This window comes from Microcoleus sp. (assembly GCF_041354475.1).
Lineage (GTDB): Bacteria > Cyanobacteriota > Cyanobacteriia > Cyanobacteriales > Microcoleaceae > Microcoleus.
Window position 1 is genome coordinate 1 of sequence record NZ_JBGJZU010000069.1, and the last position, 25,832, is coordinate 25,832.

The window sequence follows — 25,832 nt, forward strand, 5'->3', positions numbered from 1 at the left end:
TACACGATCGCAGGTGGTGATGCACGGGTTTTGACCTATTCTACCTCTTTATCTTGCACTTTACTCGATCGCGCCATCGAATAACCTTTCGCGACGTCAAGTGCGATCGATTATTCAGCAAGCCCTAATTGAATGGAAACCCTGTCTAGGTACGTTGCAAGCCATCTGAGCGCCAAGCCCAAACTTACTCCCCACTCGTTGGGGAAACTAATTGAATGGAAACACTTCTCAAATTTTGAAATTTCCATGTTCGTACCTGAATAAACTCCCCACTCGTTGGGGAAACTAATTGAATGGAAACTGATGATTGGTGATTTAGGCATGACTTATCTCCGTACTTGCTCCCCACTCGTTGGGGAAACTAATTGAATGGAAACTGAAGCTAAGGAGTTAGGAATTAATCAAGCTTTCATCTTCACTCCCCACTCGTTGGGGAAACTAATTGAATGGAAACCGAAAATCACGCAAAACAGTAAGTGAGTCAAGACTCTCCCCACTCGTTGGGGAAACTAATTGAATGGAAACAAGAATTGCGTATTGAGCATCTGTTCGCTCGTTCCCTCCCCACTCGTTGGGGAAACTAATTGAATGGAAACTCCTCCCAGACTGCCGCCAAATCTTCAGGCGCTTCGACCTCCCCACTCGTTGGGGAAACTAATTGAATGGAAACGAGAAAGTAAGTCTGCAACTTGCAGACTTTTCTCTACCATTTCCCTACTCATTATTCAAAGCTCAGTAGTAGTTAAAACTCTTGTGTTGATTGAGGCGATCGCTCAGCACATCAGCAAAACTCGCGACCCGCTGCAACATTACGCGACGTTGGAAAGGGCGATCGGCTAATTTCTCCATCCCAAAGTGAGGCCATTTCAACTTGAGTTTTATCCCCACGAGTCTTTGCAAACTGTACCGTTTTGGTATGGGTCGTGCGATCGGGTAAACAGCACAATATATCAGGAACTTCTTCCACTTTACCTATAACCGCCTTGGCGCTTGCGTTTGCGATCGCCAAAAATAAAAGCGATCGCGCTATCTGATAAGATTTTTAGCGATCGCCTAACAATCAATATATATGCTGACTGCTATACAAATACTAGACTTGTCTAGACATTTGCTTCTAGCTTCATCGGGAGCATGGGAGCAGCTATCCCTGGGCAAGCTTTCACGGTTTAGCCAACCGCGATAAATTAATGGCTCACCCTCTCTGGTAAATAAAGGGGGTTTTTTTTAACCCGGACTTGCTGTTGCCCTTTTTTTTTGCTTGTTGCCCTCTTTGCTTGAGGTATTTTTGTTGGTTGTGGCTACTCCTGGGGCAGGAGTGCTTTGATTTTGTCAACAAATAGCTGATGGTCTACTACTGGCTTGGATATATAGCCATCTGCACCACTCTGATCCAGAAAAGTCTCTCTATCTCCTGCCATGGCATGAGCCGTCACTAGGATAATTGGCAGGGAAGCAGTTTGTGGGTCTGCCTTTAGCAGTTGGGTGATTTTGATGCCATCAACAGCTTTTCCTTGGTACACGCTACGTGAAAGGGACACATCCATCAAAATCAAGTCTGCTTCGCCTTTGGAGGCAATTTGCATCACCTCCTCGACATTTTCTGTGTGTTTTACAGCCAAGCCCCCCCGCTTGGTTAAAATTTTAGAGAAGACTCTAGCATTGACTAAATCGTCCTCTACAATCAGAACGGTTTTCATAAAAGTATTCGGTAAGTGAAAAGCTCAGTATCCTGAGACGGGAGCAGAAAATACCCTTTGGGGCCCCTCAGCCTCCTCGAAAGTTCGATCGGGCAACGCTACTTTTGGGGCATCATTACGCGAACGGGTATCGCGCCAGTGGTTTTGAAAAAAAAAGCCACTGTGAATCTTTTTTTTGTCGGTTACACAATTTCCCATAATTGTTGTGAAGTAGACATCCAGCCCGTTGTTTGCAGGCTTTTGAGGAAACATCCACCTTCACAGAATCTGTTGGGCAAGGGCGTGCTTTTTTTGCCCCACTTGCGATGGGTAAATTTCACACACTCCTGAGCTCATCGCAGATTCTTTCTCCCACTCCACAGCCCGCCGGCGATCGCACTACGGTTTGCTAGCTCGTTAGAGGCTCGTCGTTGGCTAATGCTGGACGGAACTTGGTTACTTGAGTTTTGCGATCGGAAAGCAATGTTGTTTAAATAGTTTCAAAACTTTTCAATTGCAAGGGACAGAGGGGGGAAGTAGCGTCACTTTCCCTTTTTGTCTAGGCTCAAGTAGTTCCTCTTTTTAGCAAGGGGTCTGGTCGGTTTTGCTTGTGGGAGTTTTTGTCTATCAAGTTCAGTCTTTTTAGGGCTTGGTTGCAGGTCAGTAATTATGGGAAGTTGAGCATCTTCGTGGTTTTAGTCCAAAGAGGAACAAGGCACGGGGGTTTTTTCCCCGTCAAATCGTGCAGCGTTTTTAGTGCCATAGGCCGGGAACTCTGCAAAACCCGTATTTGATAAGTGTTGGTTTGCTACTTGCTCTTAGAATCAAGTAATGTTTAGTCCTGCTGGTATCACTGATGTTGGTATACTAACCAATCAGTTTTACACCAGCATGGTTGCATTAGTTGTTGACTTGTGTTTTAGGTTTGGCAGATAGGCTGAATAAATGCAGGGGTACTAAAAAATTTTAGCCGAGGCAGTCTGTGCAAAAGCGAACTCAAAGAAATTGTTTTCACATATCGTGTAAATAAAAAGGTAGGCGCCATTGAAGGCAACATAGAGGTTAGGGTAAGAGTGGAGGGTAAAAAGCAAGTGTTGCCAGTCTTCGGCAGTCTTATTCTTTTTTCATAAGTTAAGTTGATTTTTATCCCCCTGATTGGTAGCTTTGTCTAACTTTCAGTTCCAAGAGCGACAAACAGTTTTCACGCTTAGATAGGCAACCATTACGAGCCCCTTGACTCTTGCCCTAGCACTCAGGAATTAACGGACATAAGGACTCATGGCTAAACAACTCAACCTACTTTCCGGGCAAGTAATTTCTACGGCTTTGCACGCCGAGATGCAGCAATCGTACCTTGAATATGCCATGAGTGTGATCGTCGGGCGAGCTTTGCCTGATGTCCGCGACGGTTTAAAACCCGTTCACCGCCGAATTTTGTACGCGATGCACGAACTCGGTCTGACGCCAGACCGCCCCTACCGCAAGTGTGCCAGAGTAGTGGGAGATGTTTTGGGAAAATATCACCCCCACGGCGACCAATCGGTTTACGACGCTTTGGTGCGTATGGTTCAAGAGTTTTCGAGTCGCTATCCTTTACTGGCGGGTCACGGCAATTTTGGTTCGGTGGACAACGATCCGGCTGCTGCCATGCGCTACACCGAAACCAGACTGGCTTCGATCGCTCATGAAGCCATGCTAACTCAGGTCGGTGATGCCACTGTTGATTTTACTGCTAATTTTGACAGTTCGCAGCAGGAACCTACGGTTTTGCCTGCCCAGTTGCCTTTTTTACTTCTCAATGGCTGTACTGGCATTGCTGTGGGGATGGCAACTAATATTCCCCCACACAATCTGGGCGAGGTGGTGGACGGTTTAATTGCATTGACTGAAAACCCGGAACTCTCAGATCAGAAGTTGCTGGAACTAATTCCTGGACCGGATTTCCCGACTGGTGGGGAAATCATTGCCACAGAGGGCATTATTGATGCCTACACTAAGGGGCGAGGCAGTATTGCTGTCAGGGGTGTGGTTCGGGTGGAGGAAGTGCCTGGTAATCGCAAAATACGCACTAAAACGGCGCTGGTGGTGACGGAGTTTCCTTTTCAGGTGAATAAGGCGGCTTGGATTGAAAAGGTGGCGGATTTGGTAAATGCTGGCCGACTTGATGGGATTGCTGATTTGCGGGACGAAAGCGATCGCGAGGGTATTCGAGTTGTGGTCGAACTCAAGCGCGAATCTAACCCAGAAGCAGTTCTAGCTCGTCTTTACCAACAAACTGACTTGCAAAGTAATTTTGGCGCGATTTTGCTGGCAATTGTCAACGGTCAACCGCGACAGTTAACTCTGAGACAATTGTTGCAAGAATTTTTGCATTTTCGGGAAGTGACTCTCACCCGTCGCTACAATTACGAGTTGGAGGTTGCCCAACGTCGCTGTCACATTGTCCAAGGCTTAATGTTGGCTTTGACAAATCTGGATGTGGCGATCGATATTCTCCGAAATGCTCCCGATGGCACCACTGCTAAAGCCAATTTCCAAGTTCGGCTTAATTTGACCGAAAGTCAAGCTGATGCGATTTTGTCGATGCCGATGCGTCGGCTGACTGGCTTGGAAAGGCAAAATTTGCAGTCTGAGTTGGATGAGTTGACGGTAAAAATTCAAGAATTGCAGCGGCTTTTGGGCGACAGACATGAACTTTTGAAGGCTTTGAAGAAGGAATTCCGATCGCTCAAACGTAAGCACGCAGACCCGCGCCGTACTAAATTGGTGAATGGCCCGGCACCTGCTGCTAACGGCCAACCAAAAAGTTCGGGTAAACAAAAATCCTCACTCCCATCTGACACAGAATTAGCTGCGCCTCACACCCTATTTCCCCAGCCCCAGGCAGAGGAAACTATTGTTGAGTTTACTCACAAACATTACGTGCGGCGGCTGCCGACGGCCGATCCATCCCGTCCTAAAAGTAGGGAAAAGTCGCTTCAAGCTTTAGAAAAAAATGAAGATTTTATTCTCACCGCCACCCCGACTACAACCGATCGCAATTTAGTCATCTTAACTCCCAGTGGTAAGGCTTATCCCCTAAAAGTGTCTGATATTCCCACTAGCAGCGGGCGCGATCGAGGTACCCCCATCGTCAGTTTACTTTCGCCATCGGCTACCAAAGAAAGTGCCGGTCGCACTTTGTCCGAACTCACAGTCGCACACTTTATGTTGCCGGAAAATTCGGAAGCGACGGACTTAGTAACCCTGACGGAGCAAGGTAAAATTAAGCGTCTACCACTTTCAGAATTTGCGGATTTGACTAATCGCGGTGTGACTCTTGTTAAGCTCAAGGAGGACGATCGACTGCGCTGGGCTAGTCTTACTAAAGTCGGCGAACAAGTCGCCATCGCCACCAGCGGAGGCAGAGTCCTCCGGTTTGAAGTCAATGACGAACAACTGCCACCTATGGGCCGCGCAGCCCAGGGTTCTCAAGCCACGCGGCTGCGAAAACAAGAAGATTTGGTGGGTTGTGTTACTCTCGACCCCGATGACAGTCTGGTGCTATTTTCGGAGTTGGGTTGGGCCAAACGGATGCCCGCGGGTTCTGTCCGACTGACTAACCGGGGTGAAATCGGCACCCAAGCTTTTCGTTTCGCAGAACCTAAAGATACTTTGGTTGGCTTGCTGCGGGTGGTTCCTGGTAGTGATGTCAAACTTTTAACTAATACTGGTCGATTTCTGCGATCGGCTACTGATGCTATTGCTTTTTGGGGCAAGGATGCTCCTGGTGAGAGAGTTTTTGACCTCCATCCTGGAGAGAAAATCATCAAAGTTATTAGTTGTCAGTAGAAGGAAGAAGGAAGGAAGAAGGAAGAAGGAAGAAGGAAGAAGGAAGAAGGAAGATATTTTGCTTTTCTGGTTTTTCCCAATTCCCAATTCCCAATTCCCAATTCCCAATTCCCAATTCCCAATTCCCAATTCCCAATTCCCCATTCCCAATTCGCAATTCCCAATTCCCGATTCCCAATTCCCAATTCCCCATTCCCAATTCGCAATTCCCAATTCCCGATTCCCGATTCCCAATTCCCAATTCCCAATTTGAAAATAGTTCAATGGCTAAAGTTGTACTAGAAAATATCTACAAAAGCTTTCCACTCCGCCAAGGAGAGCAGGACAAAGAGGCAAATTCTACAGAAAATATCTCACCAGATAGCCATCCATCCAGGTCTAACAGCGTTTTGCGGCGCATTAACCTCACTGTCGAAGATGGGGAATTTATGGTGTTAGTGGGGCCTTCTGGCTGCGGAAAAAGCACTTTGCTCCGATCGCTCGCTGGTTTGGAAACTGTGACTGCTGGTAATATCTGGGTAGGCGATCGGCTCCTTAACGATTTGCCACCTAAAGACCGAAATATCGCCATGGTCTTTCAAAATTATGCTCTCTATCCTCACTTAACTGTTTACGATAATCTCGCTTTTGGATTGCGGCGATCGGAAAGGGAGAAGAAGTCATTAGTCCTTAGTCAGCAGTCCCTAGGCAGAAGGAAAAATAAAGAAGAGATTACTGATAAAATTGAAAATTGGTTGATTACTAATATTGAAAATTATCAAATTCAGCCTTTACTCGAAGATTTGTTAGTAGGAATTACTCGCAATTTACCAAAGGGTTTACGCTATTTTTCGGAACGGGAAAAAACAGTGGGGAAACGAGTAACTAAAGTTGCTCAATTGCTGCAAATAGAACCTTTGTTAAATCGTTTACCCAAACAACTTTCGGGAGGACAAAAACAGCGGGTAGCTTTGGGTAGGGCTATGGCTAGAAATCCTGAAGTTTTTTTAATGGATGAACCCCTTTCTAATCTGGACGCTAAATTAAGGGGGGAAACTCGATCGCAAATTGTGCAGTTGCAGCGACAATTGGGAACTACAACTATTTATGTGACTCACGACCAAACTGAGGCGATGACTATGGGCGATCGCATTGCGATTATGAATCTTGGTCAACTTCAGCAAGTAGATGTACCTCTACAGCTTTATAATAAACCTGCTAACTTGTTTGTCGCTGAGTTTATTGGTTCTCCGCCGATGAATTTTTTACCGGTGCAATTTACTGCCCCGTTATTAATTTCTCACCCTCATTTTCGCTTTACTTTACCTGATATTTGGGCAAAAAGTTTACAAAAGTATGACGGTAAATCTCTTATTTTGGGAATTCGGCCAGAACATTTGACCATTCACCCTCCTGCTACTAAAAATCTTTCGGTTCAAGTCGATATTGTGGAAGCTTTGGGATACGAAACCTATTTGCGGGTTAGTCTCACCGATGCACCAGCCCTTTGCTTGCAAGTACGTGTTCCTCCTGAGCGATCGATCCGTGTGGGCGAGGAGTTGTGGCTGGCGATCGCCCATGATAAAATTCACCTTTTTGACCCTGAGACTGAGCTGGCCATATTTCCCCGTTAGCGATCGCCAAGTCTTACCTTCTGTTTCATAAGCTTGCATAAAGTGCAAGCACCTGTTATTTTTATTTACATAAGCCTTACAAAACTTAATGAAAAAAGTTCATACCATGCAACAACAAAAACGTAACGCTTGGAACTGGGGCTTTAGCGAAGGAGCAGAAAATTGGAACGGTCGTCTGGCGATGATTGGTTTCTCTGCTGCTGTAATCATCGAATTGGTTTCTGGTGAAGGATTGCTACACTTCTGGGGTTTAATTTGACATTCTCACGCCCGCTGAAGCCACGGTGATTCTAAACATCACTGTTTAGGCTTCCTCTTTCGGCGATCCGACTTATTTAAAAGAGTTTCCTCATTCAAACTCTTGTCGATATCTCCAGAGGCGTTTGAGGTTCCCGTGTGCCCCACGGTACGCAATCCAAGTTCTAATATGTTGCGAGCGGCGTTCCAATCTCGGTCTAAAACGAATCCACAATGTGGACAAATATGTGTTCTTTGACTTAATTAATGACTTTTGCGCCACTTTCCCACAACTAGAACAATTTTGACTTGTATAGTGTGGCGGTACTGCAACAGTTGCCACCCCAAACACTTTGCCAAAATATTCAATCCAATTTCTAAAAGCTGTCCAAGCCGCATCTGATATCGACTTGGATAGCTTTTTGTTTTTGACCATGTTACGCACCTGCAAGTCTTCATAGGCTACCAAGTCGTTGGACTGGACTACGCACCTTGCTAATTTCACAGCAAAGTCTTTACGCCGCCTGCTTACCTTGAGGTGTTTTCTACTTAAACGATTTCGAGCCTTAGCTCTATTTTTAGAACCTTTCTGCGTTCTAGAAAGTCTACGATTAAGCTTTTTTAACGATCTTTCGGACTTTCTTAGATGGCGCGGGTTCTCTACGGTATTACCGTAGTCTTGCTCCCAAATTTTTGGTCAGATTTTTTTCGTTAGGATTTCACACTCGCAGCCGAGAGTCAACGGTCAACCATCAATGGTCAACCGTCAACTATCCTCGCTGAGTGCAACTGGAATCCAAATCACTCTTTTGGGTGATGCTAGATAAATACTCTAGCGGATATATTCTTTTAAGATGCTGTTCCGGTTGGGATGGCGCAACTTCCGCAAGGCTTTCGCTTCGATTTGCCGAATCCGCTCGCGAGTGACGTTAAAGATTTGACCAATTTCCTCCAAGGTCTTCATCCGTCCGTCATCTAAGCCGTACCGCAGTCGCAATACATCTCGCTCCCGCGGGCTGAGGGTATCTAAAACGCTTTCTAAATCTTCCCGCAACAAATTCTTTGAGACTTGATCTTCCGGTGTTTCTCCGTCGGATTCAATAAAATCTCCCAGACGCGAATCTTCTTCTTTACCGATCGGAGTTTCTAGAGAAATCGGCAATTGTGCTGACTTAGCAATGAAGCGCAATTTCTCGATCGTCATTTCCATCTTAGTCGCAATTTCTTCTTCCGTAGGCTTGCGACCCATTTCTTGAGAAAGAAGTTTTGTAGTTTTCTTGATCCGCGAAATGGTTTCGTAAAGGTGAACCGGTAGGCGGATAGTGCGGGATTGGTCGGCAATGGCCCTAGTAATGGCTTGACGAATCCACCAAGTCGCGTAGGTTGAGAACTTGTAACCTTTTTCGTGGTCAAACTTTTCCGCAGCCCGGATTAAACCCAGAGAACCTTCCTGAATCAAATCTTGGAAAGACAAGCCACGATTCATGTATTTTTTGGCGATCGACACCACCAAACGCAGGTTTGACTGCACCATTTTTTCCTTGGCGCGTCGTCCGACATGGAGTCGATGACGAAATGCCGGTAGCGCCATCTCGACAGCAGTCGCCCATTCATTGTCTTTGGGTTCTCTGTCTAAATCTTCTAAAAGTTGTTCTCTGACTCGCTCCAATTCCAACAAATCGGCAATTTTACGCGCCAGTTCAATCTCTTCGTCAGCTCGTAACAGCCGAATCCGACCTATTTCTTGCAAGTAAAGACGAATAGAGTCTTCAGTATAGTGCTTTTTCTTTGCCTGAGCTCGACGGCGAGCTTTGGCACCTTTGCCAGACTTAGTGTCGTCTTCCTCAGATTGAGTATCTAGAAAATCTTCTCGATCGTCTTCGTCGTCGATAAATAGTTCCAACTCGCTCTCAGGTAGAACGCTTTCGGTGTTCCGAAGCAACTCGATAGTTTCCATTTGGGGTTTGATTTTGGTTTCGAGTACGGTGTTTGCCTGGATCATGCCGCCTTCCTCATGCTCCTGAATTGAAGAATAAATAACAGTCGAATAGTGTCTGTTTGTAGTTTAGACAACTTAGCCAGTATTGACATTCCCACAGCCAGAAAGAGTGGGATTTTTTGTCTGCCAGTTATTGTCTACAAGAAATATTTTGATCGGATCGAGCCTCGCATCATCGGAGGATTTTTGTTTGGGTAATGTTAAGAACGTTTCTCAAGCTACCAGCACTTCCTTTGCTAAATCAAGATATTTAACTGGTAGTTACTGAGTAAGGATTCCCCCATGTACCCACAGGGTGTTGTTACCTTCTTAACCTAGACTGTGGTTAGACCTAACCGAGATATCTCTGTACAGATTTGAGCTGGTTATCCAGTTTTGTCGAGTATCTCGCCCATAGCAGACATGATTGTCGCGACCTCGAATTGAGTGCTTGGCTGTTTCCTTCGCAATCTGTTATCGCACTTTCTGCGATATTTTGCCTAAAAGCTCTAACCACAGAGCCGAGGGAAGGCACTTCGGGAAATACTAACTTTTCTAATTTGGACTTCTAATTTTTACCCGTACAAGTTTCCTTGGACGGAACCCTTTAACTTTTGTTTTCCAGGTGTCGAACTTTTGGTTCGCCTGCTGCTTTCACTCCGGTAGCCAGACATCGCAGTTGGACGGCTAGTTGCGGCCTTCTTGGATGCCCGTCTGCTGCACAAAACGCAAAAGTTTTGGATCGAAGCACCAAACAGTTCAGTATTGGATCTTGCAAAGACCTTTCCGATTGTAGCCTTTCTCACAAAAATTGGAAGATATTTTCCATTCTTTGTCAGAACTACCCAAGTTTTGTCAGCTTAGCTTAACAATACGCACTAAGGGCTGATTGGGTTAAATCCTCAGAATCGCCCACAAGAACTTTGAAACTTGAGATTGGCGTGTTTTTCGGCGAGTATGTGGGTGAACGACTGCGGCGTAGCCGTCCAGACACCGAGCAGACAGTTTTTGACTGACCGGAATTCCGGCTAATGTAATCCGTATAGATGCACCCATCTTTACCCTGTTTCCCTAAATTGAATCATTCTAAATCCGCGATCGAATAAAGCTTGTAGCTTTAGTTGTGACTCGGCAACTCTGGATTAGAGACCGAAAATTACCCCAAATGAAGCGTTGCGGGTTTAGTAGTGCAACAGGGGCTTTCTTTGTTAAGTTAGCTCAAATCTCAGAAATTGGGTCAAAATTTAACGTTAAATCACATTAAGTTATTAACGTCATATTCTCATTTAAGCAGTTGAACACAAGTTTGTCTCGTCAATAGTCAAAATTATGTCGATACATTTTACTGATACTTAGCTCCCCTTGTCACTCTCCGGTCTCAACTCTTCCAGGATTTTTTGACTTTCGCCACATACTTACGCGATCGCACTCTCTCAGAATCCACACAATTGTAAATTTTCCGTCAGTATAAATTCACTGTTACTTTAAAAATACAGTCAAAATGTAAAGATTCGATTAAGAAGCTTCCTAAATTTTAGGTAAAATTGCCCATTTATCTGGAATCAGAGCGATCGCCTGGTAAAGTAGACAGATCGCTGGCTAATGGATGAGGTTAAGGAGGTTGAGAGATCGAGCGGTGGCGCGATCGAGGGAATTTTTGTTACATTTCTTTACTACTTGTCCTCCGAAAGCATGACCTCTAAATCATCGATCGCGATCCTAGCTCAGCAACAGTGCGATCGGCAATTGTCTGTAAAGTTGATTATACCTGGGAACTATCGATACTTTCTAATAAACCTTGACAAAAGACTTGGAAGCTTTTAGAGCGATTTGATTCAGGATTCATATATTTAGTAATTAATCCGGCTAATATTGCTATATCTTCTAGTTGCTTTTTTAATTTTAGACAATCTTCTCGATCTTCACCTATTGAGGAGCACCCGCATTTTTGAGGGGGTTTCCTACCTCAAAAAAATCTTCCATCCACAGCGAACCAAGTAATGCATCATGATCCATAAATTGTTTTACTCCCTGCATATCTGCGGTTCTTTTTGCTTGAGTAAAACCTTTTTCATCTCGATATAATACCCATAATTCTTCTGGTTTTAAACTATCCACAAAAAAAGGAGAATGGGTTGTTACCATTAATTGAGTATTAGCAGAAGCAGAACGACATTCTTCGGCAACTTGAGGTAATAAACGCGGATGTAAATAATTTTCTGGTTCTTCTATTCCAACTAATTGCGGGGGATTGGGGTCAAACAATACTGTTAGATAAGCTAAGAGTTTTAACGTACCGTCGGAGGCATATTTTGCCAAAATGGGATGAGAAAAAGGAGCATCTTTAATTTCCAACAAAAGTCTGCCATCTTGCATGACAAGAGCCTCGACTTTTTCCAGGCGTGGAATACGAGCAGAAAGGGTTTTTAGTATTTCTTCTAACCGTTGGGGATGTTGTTCTTTTAGATATTGAATAACATTGGGTAAATTGTCACCAGTGGGGGACAATCTTTCCTGTGCACCTGCTTCGGGAAGGCTGCGGGTATTATCTGCGGTTAAATAAGATAAATACCAACCTGTAATAAACCGCCTTAAAGCACTGACGCGGGGATGTTTGGCAAATTGTCCTAATGTATTTACTGCTAATAATTCAGACGATGCTAGTTGTTCGGTGGTCCTTTCATCTTCTTCATCAGGAGTTGCGCCACTAATGACTTGTCCTTCGCCTTTTTTGAAATCTAAAAATCGAAAAGGTTTACCTTGACCTGCTCGTCTCCACTGTAGCCATTCTTCAGCGATAAAAGGACGATTGTTTTCTTCATCTATGGCGAGATGATAGGTGATTAACGGTGATTTTGATGTTTCTCGATACTTTAATTCAATGATGATACAGCCTGTACTGTCTCTGGTACGTAATTCTCGAAATCTGCCTCGTCTATCCCATGCTTTTCTTAGGCTTTCGATAAAACATTCAGACAGGAAAGCGAAAACATCAAAAATAGTTGATTTTCCGCTCCCATTTGGTCCTAAGAAGACGGTTAAGGGAGTAATTTTTTTAAGTTCTAGATTATGTAAAGCTCGGTAATTTTGGACTTTGAGATATTCTATACGAGGAATATTTTTCATTTCACATCCTGAATTATAGTGTCTGTTTCTTTAATAAATAGTCTGTTAAATTCCCGACTTTTTTAAGAAGTCGGGAGCCTGGGTGTTGGTTTGTTTGAGGTTGTGCTAGAGGAAAATGATTATTGATTCCGCAGTTTAGGATTAACAAACTCATTCAATCCTTCTCCCACAAAAGACAATCCTACTACCATTAAAGTCATAGCCAAACCGGGAAACAAAGCTGTCCACCAAATTCCTGTAGGTAGTGCATCCAGGGCTAAACGCAAATCATGTCCCCATTCAGGAGTTTCTTCAGGAAGTCCCAAACCGAGAAATCCTAAACCTCCTAGGGTTAAAATCGCATCGGCAGCATTGAGCGCAAACAACACTGGTACGCTCTGAATCACGTTCAAAAACAGATAGCGGGAAAGGACTGTCCAAGTATCAGCCCCCATAGCTCTAGCGGCTTCAACAAATAGTTCCGTTTTGATGCTGGTGGTGTGATTTCTGACAACACGGTAGTATTGAGGAATGTAGGAAATGCTAAGGGCGATCGCAGCATTCAAAACTCCTTTCCCCACTACAAAAGCTAGGGTTAAAGACAGTAGCAATCCCGGCAAAGTATAAATTGTATCCATTAAAAACAACAGGATGCGATCGAGTTTGCCACCTAAATAACCGCTAACCAATCCCAAGGGTACACCGATCGACACACTCAAACCCGTAGCCAGAATGAGCACTTGCCAAGCAGCCCTAGAAGCAAAAAGCGTTCGAGAAAAAACATCATAGCCACTGCGGGTAGTCCCAAACCAATAGGTTGCTGAAGGCGGTTCATGGATGGGATTGATTAAGGCATCTGTAGGATTTTGCAGCCATCCCCAAGTCTGTAGGGTTGGGCTGAAGGTGGCAATCAATACAAACGCAGCGGTGATTGTCAAACCTACCCACATCATTTTCATTGACAGGTTTGAGGGTGCCGCAAGGTTGAGAAATCTCGGTAGTCGGAGTCTGCCTTGAGCCATAATTAATAATTGGGAATTGGGAGTTGGGAAACAGTTCCATCTACTCAAATAGAATAGCGTCGATCGGCTCGTTTCCGGTTGCGCGATCGTGATTTAACCGGACCTAGGACGCTCCAGAACACAGAGAAATATCTGAGACAAGTTCCTATTCCGATGAAGAGAAGAATTGAGATCGCTGATGTGTTGAAGCCATTGTGGCTTAAAATAGTTTTGGTACTAGGCCTGTTGATGGAAGCTCCTATGATATTCCTAAAAATGCAAGCACCTCTGGTTGTGGAGAACTCAACTAGGCTTTTATGAGGCTCAAAACCTTTACCTGATTGGGTTTGAGGCCTCTCGAACCGGCGAGGAGGTGCTTGCATTTTGACAGAACCTAGGCTGTGTAAGCTTTTGAGGGTTGCTCTATGTCTGTGGTGATGACCTTTTTTGGCATAATTGCTATCTCCGGGTGCCTTGAGTGCTGGGGTGCTTGCAAAACTGGCCAGGAGGCATTGCTATATAAGGGGTTCAGGAACCGCTGTGATTAAACCTTTGATGCCGTAAGGCGTTGAGCACGTGTTTGCACAAGGGATGAGTGGGGGAAGCCTTTGTGATTAAACCTTTGATGCCGTAAGGCGTTGAGCACGAATAGCAGTAGAATAAGTATAAGATTGACTTAAAGTGATTAAACCTTTGATGCCGTAAGGCGTTGAGCACCTTGAGTAATTTGACCAAAATTGAAGCGAACTTGATGTGATTAAACCTTTGATGCCGTAAGGCGTTGAGCACATCGCTATAAACTCGTTGCCTGCCTCGACGATACCGTGATTAAACCTTTGATGCCGTAAGGCGTTGAGCACATGAATGGCTGTCTGTTGCCAAGAAGCTCACACGTGATTAAACCTTTGATGCCGTAAGGCGTTGAGCACTATCTTTTTCCATCTCGGCTCCAAACGTTAAATTGTGATTAAACCTTTGATGCCGTAAGGCGTTGAGCACCAAGCACTGGTGGTATCCAAGCATGGAAGCGGACTGTGATTAAACCTTTGATGCCGTAAGGCGTTGAGCACGTAGTAATGGCGTTTGGGGGTGCTAAAACCAACCCGTGATTAAACCTTTGATGCCGTAAGGCGTTGAGCACAAATACGCCTTTCAAAAAACAATATCGACCAAACGTGATTAAACCTTTGATGCCGTAAGGCGTTGAGCACGCTTTTTGTTGGTAAGAACTCTTCACCAGCCAGTCGTGATTAAACCTTTGATGCCGTAAGGCGTTGAGCACCACATTAATTGGCGTTCTTCTGATTTGCTTTCACTGTGATTAAACCTTTGATGCCGTAAGGCGTTGAGCACCTTCCAAATCTGTTGACAGTAGCGGGTTGGCGGGTGTGATATAAAATCCTCTCTTCATCCTCCTGTATTAAACTCTCTCTTCTCTTCCTTTGCGTCCTTCGCGCCTTCGCGGTTAAATCATTTCGATACAACCGGAATTGATATGATTAAACCTTTGATGCCGTAATATCGTTTCCAGTTAGATCGGAATGATTTAACCGCAGAGAACACAGAGGACACAGAGTCCGAGAGTGTATCTGAATAATTCAGATGCTACCGGATTGGATATGAGGCGTTGAGCACAGCCTTGAGAAAAGACCCAAAACAGAAGCAGCAAGACCTACAAATTACTGGCAATTAACTCACGGTACTGGCTTTTTGGCTTCACTCCTTTGAGCTCCGTCACCAGAGCCTTGTCCTTAAAATACTGAATCGTCGGTGTTCCCACCACACCAGCATTTTCCGCAATTTCTGGATCTTCTTCAATATCAATTTCCACGTAGTGAATTTTGCCATCAAACTCATCTACGACTTTGTTCAAAATCGGCTTGAGACTGTGACAAGGCCCACAACTAGGAGAAGCATATTTCACTACAATCAGTCGATCGCTATCATGGAACAACTTCCGCAAAGCATAAGCTCCTTCGTGTCGCGTCAGTTTGATATCAAAATTCTCGCTAGTTTCCCGCACTCTGGGAGTTTCCGCTACAGGTGCAGGAGTCTCCAATGACGACTCAGTTTGATGAAATTCCTGAGTTAAACCCTTAGCCGAAAGCCACCTTTCTGCCAACATCGCACCCATACAACCACTACCGGCGGCGGTGATAGCTTGCCGAAACTCATGGTCTTGGACATCCCCAACGGCGTAAACTCCCTCAACACTGGTTTCTACCGAGCCATGTTTCGGCCTAATGTAGCCGATTTTGTCCAGTTCTAGTTGACCTTGGAATAAACCTGTATTGGGAGTATGACCGATCGCATAAAACAACCCATTCACGGGCAAATTGCTTTCTGTCCCTGTTTCGGTATTTCGGACTCTAATCCCTTCGAGCTTGCCGTTGCCGTAAACATCCACAGGCTCAGTATTCCAGTGCACGGTAATTCTGGGATTGTTCAAAACCCGGTCTTGCATGGCTTTGCTGGCTCGCATGGAGGACGAACGGACTAACATATGAACGTGAGAACCATACTTGGTGAGATAAACTCCTTCTTCTGCTGCTGTGTCGCCACCACCGACTACTGCTAATTCTACGTTTTTGAATATCGGTGTAGCTCCGTCGCAAATCGCACAGGCAGATATGCCTAAATTCCAGTATTTTTCTTCGCTTGGTAGGTGCAGCCTTTTGGCTGTCGCGCCTGTAGCTATTACTATAGTGTGGGTTTTGATTTCTCGATCTTCCGATCGCACTGTAAACGGCCGCTGGCTAAAATCTACAAAAGTTACATCTTCTGTGTATAATTCTGCACCCCAACGCACGGCTTGAGCTTTCATCCGATCCATTAGTTCCGGCCCGGTGATACCTTCGGGGAAGCCGGGAAAGTTTTCCACTTCTGTGGTGGTCATCAGTTGCCCGCCGGGGACTCCTCCGCTTTGATACCCTTCAAAGACTACGGGCTTGAGATTGGCTCTCCCAGCGTAGATGGCTGCTGTGTAGCCCGCAGGGCCTGAGCCGATAATGACTAGATTTTCTACGGTTTGTGTGGTCATAGCTGTTTAGTCAAACTCATAACGACTTCGTTTAATCTCAATTATAACAAATAGGGGAAAAGTTTTATCTACCCTAGTTAATATTGTTGAGGGGTTGAGGGCGATCGGGCCAACTCAAGTTAGTTAGATAAGCAAAAGCAATCAAACAGCGGATTTAGTTTTAAATGTTCGATATAATTTTTCACCCCAAATCTTAAGAAAATCTAAAGACAGCCAAAATTATTGACATCATTCTCAATTATTTTACCTATTTACTTGTTTTGAGGCTTGTGGTACGATTTTCACAATCCAGGGGCATTATGACTAATTTTGATTTTTAACCCTGAAACTTTCTAAATTCGTAACATTAACCAACTCTTCCAATGTCAATAGTCATTTTTATAGACAAAAAATGCCAGTTGAATATTTAAGAATTGTAACGCAAAATTTGCCTAATTTGACAAATAACCAGTATTGTGATATGCAAAAGGCGATCGCGTGGCCAGGGAACAATAAACAAAACGCCTTGGTGACTGAGGTGAAATAAAATCCACTCTTCATCATCCTGTATTAAACTCTCTCTTCTCTTCCTTCGCGTACTTCGCGCCTTCGCGGTTAAATCATTCCGATACAACCGGAATTGATAGGAAAACTAAGCATCAACTAACAATTAAAATGTTGAGGGTCTAGCACGTCGGATGCCAGACCCTCAAAGGTTTGTACTTTCAATTGATTCAAGTTATTTTGAGCTTGCTCAAACTAAAGGTGGGCTTTTTTGGCAACTACTCTGCTCTGAGCTAGCTATTAGTGGAGTCTATTCAGACTTCTGTGTTTGACTGTCCGATCGCAAGTTTTGCTTAAGAAATTTCGATTCTTACAATCGCTTTAAGCTAATTAACCAATCCGATCGCCACATCAACCTTTCTTTGCTAATCAGCTACAGGGTTCAGGGGCTGCCTGAGAACTAGAGACGATGAGGACAAATACTCTAATTCCAAATCTTTAATCCAAGTTGTTTGTGCTGCTTGGCTTTGTCCTTCATGTTGTTAAACTAACACAGACTTTCGGCAAAACATCAATTTCTTTACTAAAGTTAACATTTTCAGGATGAGGATCAGATATCTCTAGGGAGCATCTCGATTTGTTTAGGGCGATCGCCATAAAACTGCCCAAGTCGCAGAGCCAACAATGCCATCGGCGGCTAGTTGAGATTGTCGCTGAGCAGCCTTGACCGCAGCTTGGGTTTCGCGGCCGAACACGCCGTCAGCTCTCGATCGCAAAAATCCCTTGGCCCGCAGTCGCTCTTGCAAATCTCTGACTGCTGTTCCCCGCATTCCTCTTTTCAAAACCGGAAAACTAGCTGCTGTGGGCTCAGGGTTAGTCTGAGGATTTTCGGCTACCGGATTGTTGCTGTCGATCGGACCTGCGATCGCCCCGGTAGTCGCAGGAAACAATCGATTCCAAGTATCTTGACCAACTATACCGTCGGGAGTAACCCCCGCGGTTTCCTGAAACTTGGACACGGCGGTGGCGGTGCTTTGCGAGAAAACCCCGTCTACATTGTCATCGTAAAATCCCAATAATTTCAGAGCAGCTTGCAGTTCTCGCACTTCCGAGCCCCGACTGCCTAAGCTGAGTGCGGGGCGAACCATTACACCTGTTTGAGCGATGAGGTGGCTGCTGTTATCCCCATGGGAATTTGCTGGGAGTGCTACAGCGGGAGTAGGGGCGATCGAACTAATTGCCACTAAACCGCACAAGCTCCAGATTCGGAGCCAACTCCTGATCTCGCGAGGGTGAATCCAGCTTGTTGTTAGATTTCGGCACATTATTAATTCGACCTTTGCAAAACTGGTAGCGATCGTACATCAAATCTGGAAAAATAGGGAATTGGGCATTGGGCATCGGGTATGAAATTTATGCAAAAAATTTATGTAAAAAACCCGGTTTCTATGAAAAATCGTGCATTTGTGCGACTGATATGCACCCAGAAACCGGGTTTTTGGCCCCGCTTGCTTCCTGGACTAGGGGAGCAATGCGTGACAGCTTCACCCAAAACTGTTAGATTTCCCTACAACAGACATTGAACCGCGTTCATTGGGTCCAGCAACACCATGTCCGAATCGACCAATATCACCAGAAACGCCAGCCAAATAGACATCACCAACGTCAATATCGGCAACTTCCAAGTCGGCACCATCAGTGGCAACAAATACAACGACCTTAATGCCAACGGCCGTCCCGATCCTGGGGAATTCCCACTGCCTAACTGGCAAATCTACCTTGACCTGAACAATAACCAGAGGTTGGATGTTAACGAACCTTCCACCTTCACCAACAGCCAAGGCAACTACATCTTTGCCAACTTACCAGCGGGCGTCTACCAAGTTAGAGAAGTTCAGCAACCTAATTTTCGCCAAACTACGCCTAACCCACCACCGATCGGCATCACCAGCGGGACAAATGTCACCAGCATCAATTTTGGTAACAACTTCAACGCAGGGACGATCGCGGGTACAAAATTCAACGACATCAACAGGAATGGCAACATCGACCCTGGAGAACAGCCCCTAGCTAACTGGCAAATTTACCTCGACCTCAACCGCAACAACAGGCTCGACGGTGGCGAACCTGTGACACTGACCAACCTGCAAGGTAATTACGCCTTTGTCAATATTCCGGCAGATACATATTTGGTGAGAGAAGTCCAGCAGCCCGGTTTTCGGCAAACCACGCCCAACCCAGGCCCGATTACTGTGACTTCCAACGCCACAATTAACAATGTCAATTTTGGCAATATTTTTTTTGTCGGCAACATCAGTGGCATCAAATACAATGACCTGAATTTCAATGCCATCAGAGATGCGACGGACCCGCCCTTAGCCAACTGGCAAATTTATATTGACCTCAACAGAAACGGCAGGCTGGACGCTGGCGAACCGAATACTTTGACAAAACCCGATGGCAGCTATAATTTTATAAATGTTGACCCCGGCAACTATTTGGTGAGGGAAGTCCAACAACCGGGATGGGTACAGACTACGCCTAATCCTGGCGCGATCGAGATTACGGGCGGTACTAACGCAGCCGGCATCAATTTCGGGAACAATTTTCCCACTGGTAGCATCAGTGGGTTCAAATTCAACGACCTCAACGCCAACGGTATCTACGAACCAACGGAGCCCAAAGTTGCCAACTGGCCGATTTACATCGACCTCAACGACAATAACAGGCTAGAGCCCAATGAGCCTTCCACTATCACTAATCCCCAGGGCAATTTTTCTTTCATCAATTTGCCCCCAGGCCGTTATTTAGTGAAGGAAGTTCCGCAGCCCGGTTTTCGGCAAACTACGCCCAATCCTACTCCGATATTTGTCACTAACGGTACTAACGCCACTAATCTCAGCTTTGGGAATGTGTTTGCTACCGGCACGATTAGCGGTTTCAAATTCAATGATTTTAATGCTAACGGTCGTATCGATCCGGGGGAACCGCCGATTCCCAATACCCAAATTTACATTGACCTGAATAACAACAACAGTTTAGAACCAGGGGAAGCAAGTACCTTTACTGACTCCCAAGGTGGCTACAGTTTCCGCAATGTTCCTGTGGGTACTTATGTTCTCAGGGAAGTAACGCCACCTGGTTTTATTCAAACTACTCCCTTGGCTGTGGTGACAGTTTCTACGGATGTCAGGGCTAGCAGCATTGATTTGTTGACGGGAGATGCTGTGGAAAGGTTAGCAATGTCTTTCCCAGGTGACTTGCTCACGGGGACTGACGGCTATGGAGACGATGTGTCTGCAAGCGGCGAAAGGTTGGCAGAAAGTTGGCTTTTGAGTCAGGAAGATGGTAATTATCAAAGCAGTTATTTGGCGATCGATCGCTCAATTGCCAGTTTAGGCGCTCTTGCTAGCTTTGACCCACAGAATGTCAGTCGGGAACCCTATTCACAAATCAACCAAATTGTCAATACCAATGACAAAATTAATTGGGCGACCGGTGACTCATCTCTGACAATGGGGGCGATCGGTATCCATAGTTGTCAGTCGTGCGGGTACACCACTCATCGCGATACAGCAGCAGCACAAGTAATTAGAGACAGAGGTATCCTTGCGGTCGGGCAGCCCGTGAGTAAAACTGCTTCTGGAGGCGTTCTATCGGGGATCGATAGTAATATCGGTCTAGAGTCGAGCCTGTGAGAGAAGAATCCCCCGCATTCTATGGGTGGGGAGTGTCAATGAAAAATACCGCAATTTGAGGGGGAAACCGCTGCACGAGTTAGCAGTCGCAAACCGCAGTAGACATCTCCCATAATTATTGTGGAACAGGCATCCTGCCTGTTCGATCCAGGCTTTTTAGGAGATGTCTAGTAAAAAGTCAGGAACACATTAAATCCCGATCGCGTGATACTCTATTGTTGGCAACCTCTAACACTCAAGCCAGAGTTCCGGGAACCCCGAAGCTTGGTTGTAGATTGGGAGCAAGATTCTGAGAGAGTCTTAGCCATTTTAAAGATAGAAAAATTAGTGGTCTAGGGGAAGAGGAACTGGGCACGCAATTCTTAAAAAATTGCGCTCAAATTACCACGGTTCTTCAAAACCTGATATAATTGCCAGCGACAAAGCTTAAAGCCTTGTTGTGTGAAAAGCCTCGTTGGAAAAAGTAAGGCAAGTTCTGCCTGATGTTAAGCCTGTGGACTGGTAGGAGCCGACTCCCCAGAGTGAAGCAGGAAGTGAATTTCAGCTTACAATCAGTAGGTTGGAGTAAGTTTCACAGAACGGAACATTGCCTCAAGCGCAGACCTATGTAAAATCGAATAGCGGTTGTCAGCTATCAGCAAAAGCTGTTGGTCATTGACAAACCCATACAATAGTCTGTAATTTACGTGGATTTAGGTGTGAAGGAGAAATCATGGAATTAGAATTAGATAATGAGCTACGCAGTGCCCTTCAATTACAGCCAGTTGTGGTTGGGAATGCTGGTCCGGCAATTTTAGGGATCAAGTTCAATGACTTGAACGCCGACGGTATCCGGCAGTCCAATGAACCAGGTCTAGCAAACATCCCCATCCTCCTCGAACCAGCCATCGGCAGTAACGGCCAACTAAACGCAGCTAACGGAGATATCTCCGTCCTGACAGACGCTAACGGTGGGTTCTCATTCATAAATCTTGTTCCTGGGAATTACGTAATTACCGAAACAGTACCTGCTGGTTCCCGCCCTACTACTCCCAACCCCCTCGCTGTTAACGTTGGAAACAGCAATGTCAACGTTTTCTTTGGTAACACCACAGTTACAGGTAGCCGGATCGTTGGATGCAAATATCTGGACTTAGATGGGGACGGCTTCCGAGATGGGAATGAACCGGGCATTAAAAATGTCAGAATATATCTCGATGGCAGCAACGGTAGCGTCCCCAACGGGCAATTCGATGCAGGGGAACTTAACACCCTCACCGACAAAAACGGTGCATGGTCCTTCAACGTCACACCGGGAACCTACAAAGTTAGGGAAGAACGGATCAGACCAGCAGTTCCTGCCAATGCCAATGGAGTAGAAGTGAATGCGACCAACGCAGAACCCTTAGAAACAAGGGATTTTCTCCAAAGCACCCCGCCTAATAACATTCCGCTACTAGATGTAACAGTAGCTGCTGGCCAAACTTTTGCCTGCGCTCAAGTTGGTGACACCCCGCTTTATCAAATTGAAATTAACAAGTTTCGAGACATAGACCGCAACGGTTCCCGAAATGTGGTTAATGGAGTTTTGGAACCCCCCATTGCTCGCGTACCTTTCATTTTAGATTTAAACAACAACGGTCGCTGGGATTCAACCACTGAACCCATTGCACTCACCGATGTCAACGGAGTCGCTACCTTCAAGGATTTGCGAGCCAACAATTACCCAGTATTGGAAATTTTTCCAGCCACATTGCCAGATGGTAGTGCTCCTGGGAACCTGAATGCTCCAGTAGCAACTACTCCTAACCCCGTTGTGGTTTCGGCACCTGGCCCACAAGCACGATTCCAGGGTACGATCAGCAAAGAGCAACCGCTGATTGTAGCAGACTCAACCTATACACTGAAGCCAAACGATCCTAAGTTCGTAGATACTAACCGTGACGGCACCCAACAGGTCGGGGAAAGATCCATTGCAACAACTGGTGAGCGGCCGATTTTTGCAGCGCCAACAAACACTTTACCAGCGCGTAACCCTTCACCGTCACTGACGTTTTCTCCTGTGGGGGTTAATGCTGGCAATGACACCAATAGTCCTGTGGGCAACACTCGACCCAACATCAATATCTTCAAATACAATGACCTGAATGCCAACGGTCGCTACGAACCAACTCAGGGTGAAGCACCTATCAGTGGTGTTACTGTGTTCCTCGACACCAACAATGATGGGGTTGCCAACGCCGGAGAAGCACAACTACAGACTAATGCCCAAGGGAGAGCAGCATTTACCAACTTGGCACCGGGCAATTACACAGTGCGGGAAGTAGTACCGGCAAATTTCTCGGCTTCTACACCTGTTAGCGTTCCGGTGACTCTGAGCACTCAGGATGCCAACGTTACTTTTGCCAACACACCCAACAGCAACATCACTGGTTGCAAATTCGAGGACTTTAACCTCAACGGCTATCGAGACGGAAATGAACCCGCAATTGCTGGTGTCACCATTTTTCTCGATACCAATGGCGATGGTCAGTTGCAGTCAACAGAACCGACTACTACGACCAATCAGTTTGGTACCTTTGCATTCAACAATTTAGCCCCTGGTAATTACAAGATTCGAGAAGTAACTCCTCCTGGTTATTTCCAAACAACTCAACCTGTGGATGTTGTTCTCGGTGCTAATCAAACCTTTACCTGTGCTTTGGTCGGTAACTCTCGCCGCTATGATTTGTTAGTTCCTAAATTCCGGGACGATAACCGCAACGGTGTACGAGATGCGAACGAAGTTCCTCTAGAAGGTGTTCCATTTACTTTGGATTTGAACCGGAACGGTCGTTATGATGCCGCCAGCGAACCGCTAGTCAGAACTGATGCCCAAGGTATTGCTCGCTTTACCGATTTGTCTCCGGCTAATTACTCGGTTTTGGAAGTCTTCAACGTGGCTTCTGTTCCCAACCCGTTCCCCATCCCAACAGGTCCTAACCCGGTTAACTTTAATGTGCCTGGTCCGAACACAGTGCCTTCGCCAGTTCGTACAGCAAGGAGTGTTTCTAGCAGCGATTTCGATCCTCTGACTGAAGGTGGACTTGATGCTACGGTTAAGGCCAGCAGCATTGATACCATCTTGATCGTCGCAGATGAAAATGCAGGTATCAGCTTTGTTGATAACACCAGCTTGAGCTCCACAGTGAATGCACCAACTTTCGTGTTGACTGAAGATAAGAAGGAACCACTGTTAGGTGCTCCTGCTAATTCTCAGATTGGTTTAAGTTTGTAATGTTAAGTTGAGTCTCTAGTTTGAGATTCAACTATTAGCAGTTAGCTTTTTTTAGATAAACCCGCCCTCTCCTAACCTATGGTTGTTGAGGGCGGGTTTTTTGAGATTTTGGATGATGGTGGTAGGGGCGGGTTTTACAGAAAATATTTGATAAAAACTCACAATTCATATAAACCCGCCCTCTTTCTTTCTCGGAGGGCGGGTTTTTTGAGATTTTGGATGAGTGACAAAGATTGTTTGTGGAACCCGCCCCTACTACACATAAACCACAACTTGGAGGGCGGGTTTTTTGATATTTTGGATGAATGATATCAAATTCGTTGGCATCGGAATTGTTAGAAATTAGGAGACGGCAGTGCCCATTAGTGTCAACTTAAGCCTGAAATCCCTGATAAATATCGCTTTTAGGCAAAGTCTAGATCCCCCTAAATCCCCCTTAAGAAGGGGGACTTTGATCGGACTCTTGTCCCCCCCTTCTTAAGGGGGGCTAGGGGGGATCGAAATCTAAGAGTCAAACAGAAGTCTCTGACTACATTTGACGTTAAGTTGACACCAATGGGCAGTGCCGTGTCCCTACCGAAAATAATACTGTTTCGTTGGCATCGGAATTGTTAGAAATTAGGACACGGCATTGCCGTGTCCCTACCGAAAATGATACTGTAGGGACACGGCATTGCCGTGTCCTCTATTATGTCTGAATGCTCAATTAGCCAGCCATTTCTTGCTGCAAAGTGCTTTTAGCTGCCTTGAATTGAGTAGCCATTTGCTCCATTTGGGCTTCGCTGAAGTTGCGGCGAATTTGAGGGAACATATCGTTTTCTTCTTCTTTCACATGAGCCTTCACCGCTGTTTTTAGCTGTTCAATTTGAGCTTTGAATTCAGCAGTAGCACTAGGGCTGAGAGTCTTAATGTGTGAGAGCATTTGCTTCATTTCGGCTTGCTCATTATATAGTTCTTGAGTGTCGCTGTAATAGCTGCGAACTGCTGGGTAAACAATTTGTTCTTCTGCTTCGGCGTGCACGCTTAAATCTTTGTACAACTGACCAAAGAATTCTTGCAGTTTTTGCGGATTGTCCGTTTTTTCGATTTCCATAAATAGGGTATCGACTTTGCGGTGATCCATTGTGATGATTTCGGTGATGTTCATTTCATCTTTGGTGCGGGTGACAGCACCGCCGATGATGCCGCTCATCGCAGCCATCGCGTCTTGGACGCGAGCCCAAACGCCTTGTTCAGGGTCTTTTCCAGTTAGTTCGCGCACTCCCAAGATTTCCATAACTCCTTTGAGTTGTTCTTGGTGAGCGCGGTTTTCAAAGTTGACTGTGTTGAGGGGGGTAATGGCAGCTTCGATATCGGCACCAACTACTTGGGCGGCTTTGTGAACTAACAGGCCGGCCATTGTTTGTTTGTGTTTGAGGAGTTCGTGCTGACTTACTTTTTCAAACATGGTTAGTTCAGAACCTTTCATGAGTTTCTGAACTGCTTCAATCATTTCTGTGGTGGTTTCTTGTGGTTCAGATTGAATTCCATATTGAACGATCGTGGTTTCTAATACGCCCATGTTTTTGCGATCGTCCTCAAGCATATCCCGGAAGCGATCGCACAGTTCGGCATCGTTGCAGGATTTGATAAACATTTCTTCGTTAGCGATGAGCAACTTTTGCAGTGCTTTCATGTCTGCTAATTTCATGCCGATCGCTTGGCGTTTGGTGTCTTCAAGGGTAGCTACCATTGGTCTGTTCTCCTCTGAAATTCTGTCGTGTTCTTATTTTTAAAGGTATTGAAATATGCTGATAATTCCCTCTTTCTCCCGACTGATTCATTAATATCTCGCACAACCTATTGACTTTTAAACTAAAAAATGGTAGTAAATTAAGGCTCAAGGTAGTTTAAAAAAAGCAAAAATTACTTCCT

Annotated in this window: 14 protein-coding genes, 1 pseudogene and 2 CRISPR repeat arrays; of the genes and pseudogenes, 5 read left to right on the forward strand and 10 right to left on the reverse strand. The window is 45.4% G+C overall.

Going from position 1 to position 25,832, the window contains the following annotated elements:
• The first annotated feature begins 104 nt into the window (after window positions 1-104).
• A CRISPR array of direct repeats spans window positions 105-670; the repeat unit is 36 nt; unit sequence CTCCCCACTCGTTGGGGAAACTAATTGAATGGAAAC.
• A gap of 62 nt (window positions 671-732) precedes the next feature.
• A complete protein-coding gene (locus tag ACBR23_RS21790; protein WP_371121003.1) occupies window positions 733-870 on the reverse strand; it encodes a hypothetical protein in 138 nt (45 codons plus the stop codon).
• Between the two features lie 428 nt (window positions 871-1,298).
• Complete coding sequence (locus ACBR23_RS21795) at window positions 1,299-1,697, reverse strand: response regulator (RefSeq protein WP_341737033.1); 399 nt, start codon at window positions 1,695-1,697, stop codon at window positions 1,299-1,301.
• Window positions 1,698-2,954: 1,257 nt separating this feature from the next.
• Here ACBR23_RS21795 and ACBR23_RS21800 point away from each other — a divergent pair.
• Window positions 2,955-5,507 carry a DNA topoisomerase (ATP-hydrolyzing) gene (locus tag ACBR23_RS21800; RefSeq protein ID WP_341737032.1) on the forward strand — a complete coding sequence of 851 codons (2,553 nt, stop codon included), beginning with the start codon at window positions 2,955-2,957 and terminating at the stop codon, window positions 5,505-5,507.
• On the opposite strand, the gene ACBR23_RS21805 is transcribed toward ACBR23_RS21800, so the two are convergent.
• The gene (locus tag ACBR23_RS21805; RefSeq protein ID WP_371120419.1) at window positions 5,494-5,700 is read right to left on the reverse strand and encodes a hypothetical protein; all 207 of its coding nucleotides are present in this window, start codon (window positions 5,698-5,700) and stop codon (window positions 5,494-5,496) included. The genes ACBR23_RS21800 and ACBR23_RS21805 overlap by 14 nt on opposite strands.
• 70 nt (window positions 5,701-5,770) lie before the next feature.
• Here ACBR23_RS21805 and ACBR23_RS21810 point away from each other — a divergent pair, with 70 nt between their 5' ends.
• Window positions 5,771-7,120 (forward strand): ABC transporter ATP-binding protein, encoded by a 1,350-nt coding sequence (locus ACBR23_RS21810; protein WP_371114039.1) that lies wholly within the window; start codon window positions 5,771-5,773, stop codon window positions 7,118-7,120.
• 106 nt (window positions 7,121-7,226) lie between these two features.
• Window positions 7,227-7,379, forward strand: a complete 153-nt coding sequence (locus ACBR23_RS21815) for a chlorophyll A-B binding protein (protein ID WP_341737035.1) — start codon at window positions 7,227-7,229, stop codon at window positions 7,377-7,379.
• 38 nt (window positions 7,380-7,417) lie between these two features.
• Here ACBR23_RS21815 and ACBR23_RS21820 read toward each other — a convergent pair.
• The 6 genes and pseudogenes from ACBR23_RS21820 to ACBR23_RS21845 all read right to left on the reverse strand — a co-directional run.
• Window positions 7,418-8,030 (reverse strand): annotated as a pseudogene (locus ACBR23_RS21820) (RNA-guided endonuclease InsQ/TnpB family protein); the annotation flags it as partial.
• A 159-nt stretch (window positions 8,031-8,189) separates the two neighbouring features.
• On the reverse strand, window positions 8,190-9,359 hold the full coding sequence (rpoD, locus tag ACBR23_RS21825; RefSeq protein WP_341737029.1) for an RNA polymerase sigma factor RpoD: 1,170 nt from the start codon (window positions 9,357-9,359) through the stop codon (window positions 8,190-8,192).
• A gap of 1,902 nt (window positions 9,360-11,261) precedes the next feature.
• Window positions 11,262-12,461, reverse strand: a complete 1,200-nt coding sequence (locus tag ACBR23_RS21830; RefSeq protein ID WP_371120418.1) for an AAA family ATPase — start codon at window positions 12,459-12,461, stop codon at window positions 11,262-11,264.
• A gap of 119 nt (window positions 12,462-12,580) precedes the next feature.
• Window positions 12,581-13,462 carry an ABC transporter permease gene (locus ACBR23_RS21835; RefSeq protein ID WP_371113945.1) on the reverse strand — a complete coding sequence of 294 codons (882 nt, stop codon included), beginning with the start codon at window positions 13,460-13,462 and terminating at the stop codon, window positions 12,581-12,583.
• A gap of 519 nt (window positions 13,463-13,981) precedes the next feature.
• Window positions 13,982-14,794: a CRISPR direct-repeat array (repeat unit 36 nt; unit sequence GTGATTAAACCTTTGATGCCGTAAGGCGTTGAGCAC).
• Window positions 14,795-15,113: 319 nt separating this feature from the next.
• Window positions 15,114-16,481: a thioredoxin-disulfide reductase gene (gene trxB, locus ACBR23_RS21840; protein ID WP_371120417.1), complete on the reverse strand. Its 1,368-nt coding sequence runs from the start codon at window positions 16,479-16,481 to the stop codon at window positions 15,114-15,116.
• A gap of 1,124 nt (window positions 16,482-17,605) precedes the next feature.
• The gene (locus tag ACBR23_RS21845) at window positions 17,606-18,220 is read right to left on the reverse strand and encodes a peptidoglycan-binding protein (RefSeq protein WP_371120416.1); all 615 of its coding nucleotides are present in this window, start codon (window positions 18,218-18,220) and stop codon (window positions 17,606-17,608) included.
• A 354-nt stretch (window positions 18,221-18,574) separates the two neighbouring features.
• On the opposite strand from ACBR23_RS21845, the gene ACBR23_RS21850 reads away from it, so the two are divergent.
• The gene (locus ACBR23_RS21850) at window positions 18,575-20,662 is read left to right on the forward strand and encodes an SdrD B-like domain-containing protein (protein WP_371120415.1); all 2,088 of its coding nucleotides are present in this window, start codon (window positions 18,575-18,577) and stop codon (window positions 20,660-20,662) included.
• A gap of 712 nt (window positions 20,663-21,374) precedes the next feature.
• The gene (locus ACBR23_RS21855) at window positions 21,375-23,918 is read left to right on the forward strand and encodes an SdrD B-like domain-containing protein (protein ID WP_371120414.1); all 2,544 of its coding nucleotides are present in this window, start codon (window positions 21,375-21,377) and stop codon (window positions 23,916-23,918) included.
• 706 nt (window positions 23,919-24,624) lie between these two features.
• Here ACBR23_RS21855 and ACBR23_RS21860 read toward each other — a convergent pair.
• Window positions 24,625-25,650: a hemerythrin domain-containing protein gene (locus tag ACBR23_RS21860; RefSeq protein ID WP_371120413.1), complete on the reverse strand. Its 1,026-nt coding sequence runs from the start codon at window positions 25,648-25,650 to the stop codon at window positions 24,625-24,627.
• Window positions 25,651-25,832 lie beyond the last annotated feature (182 nt).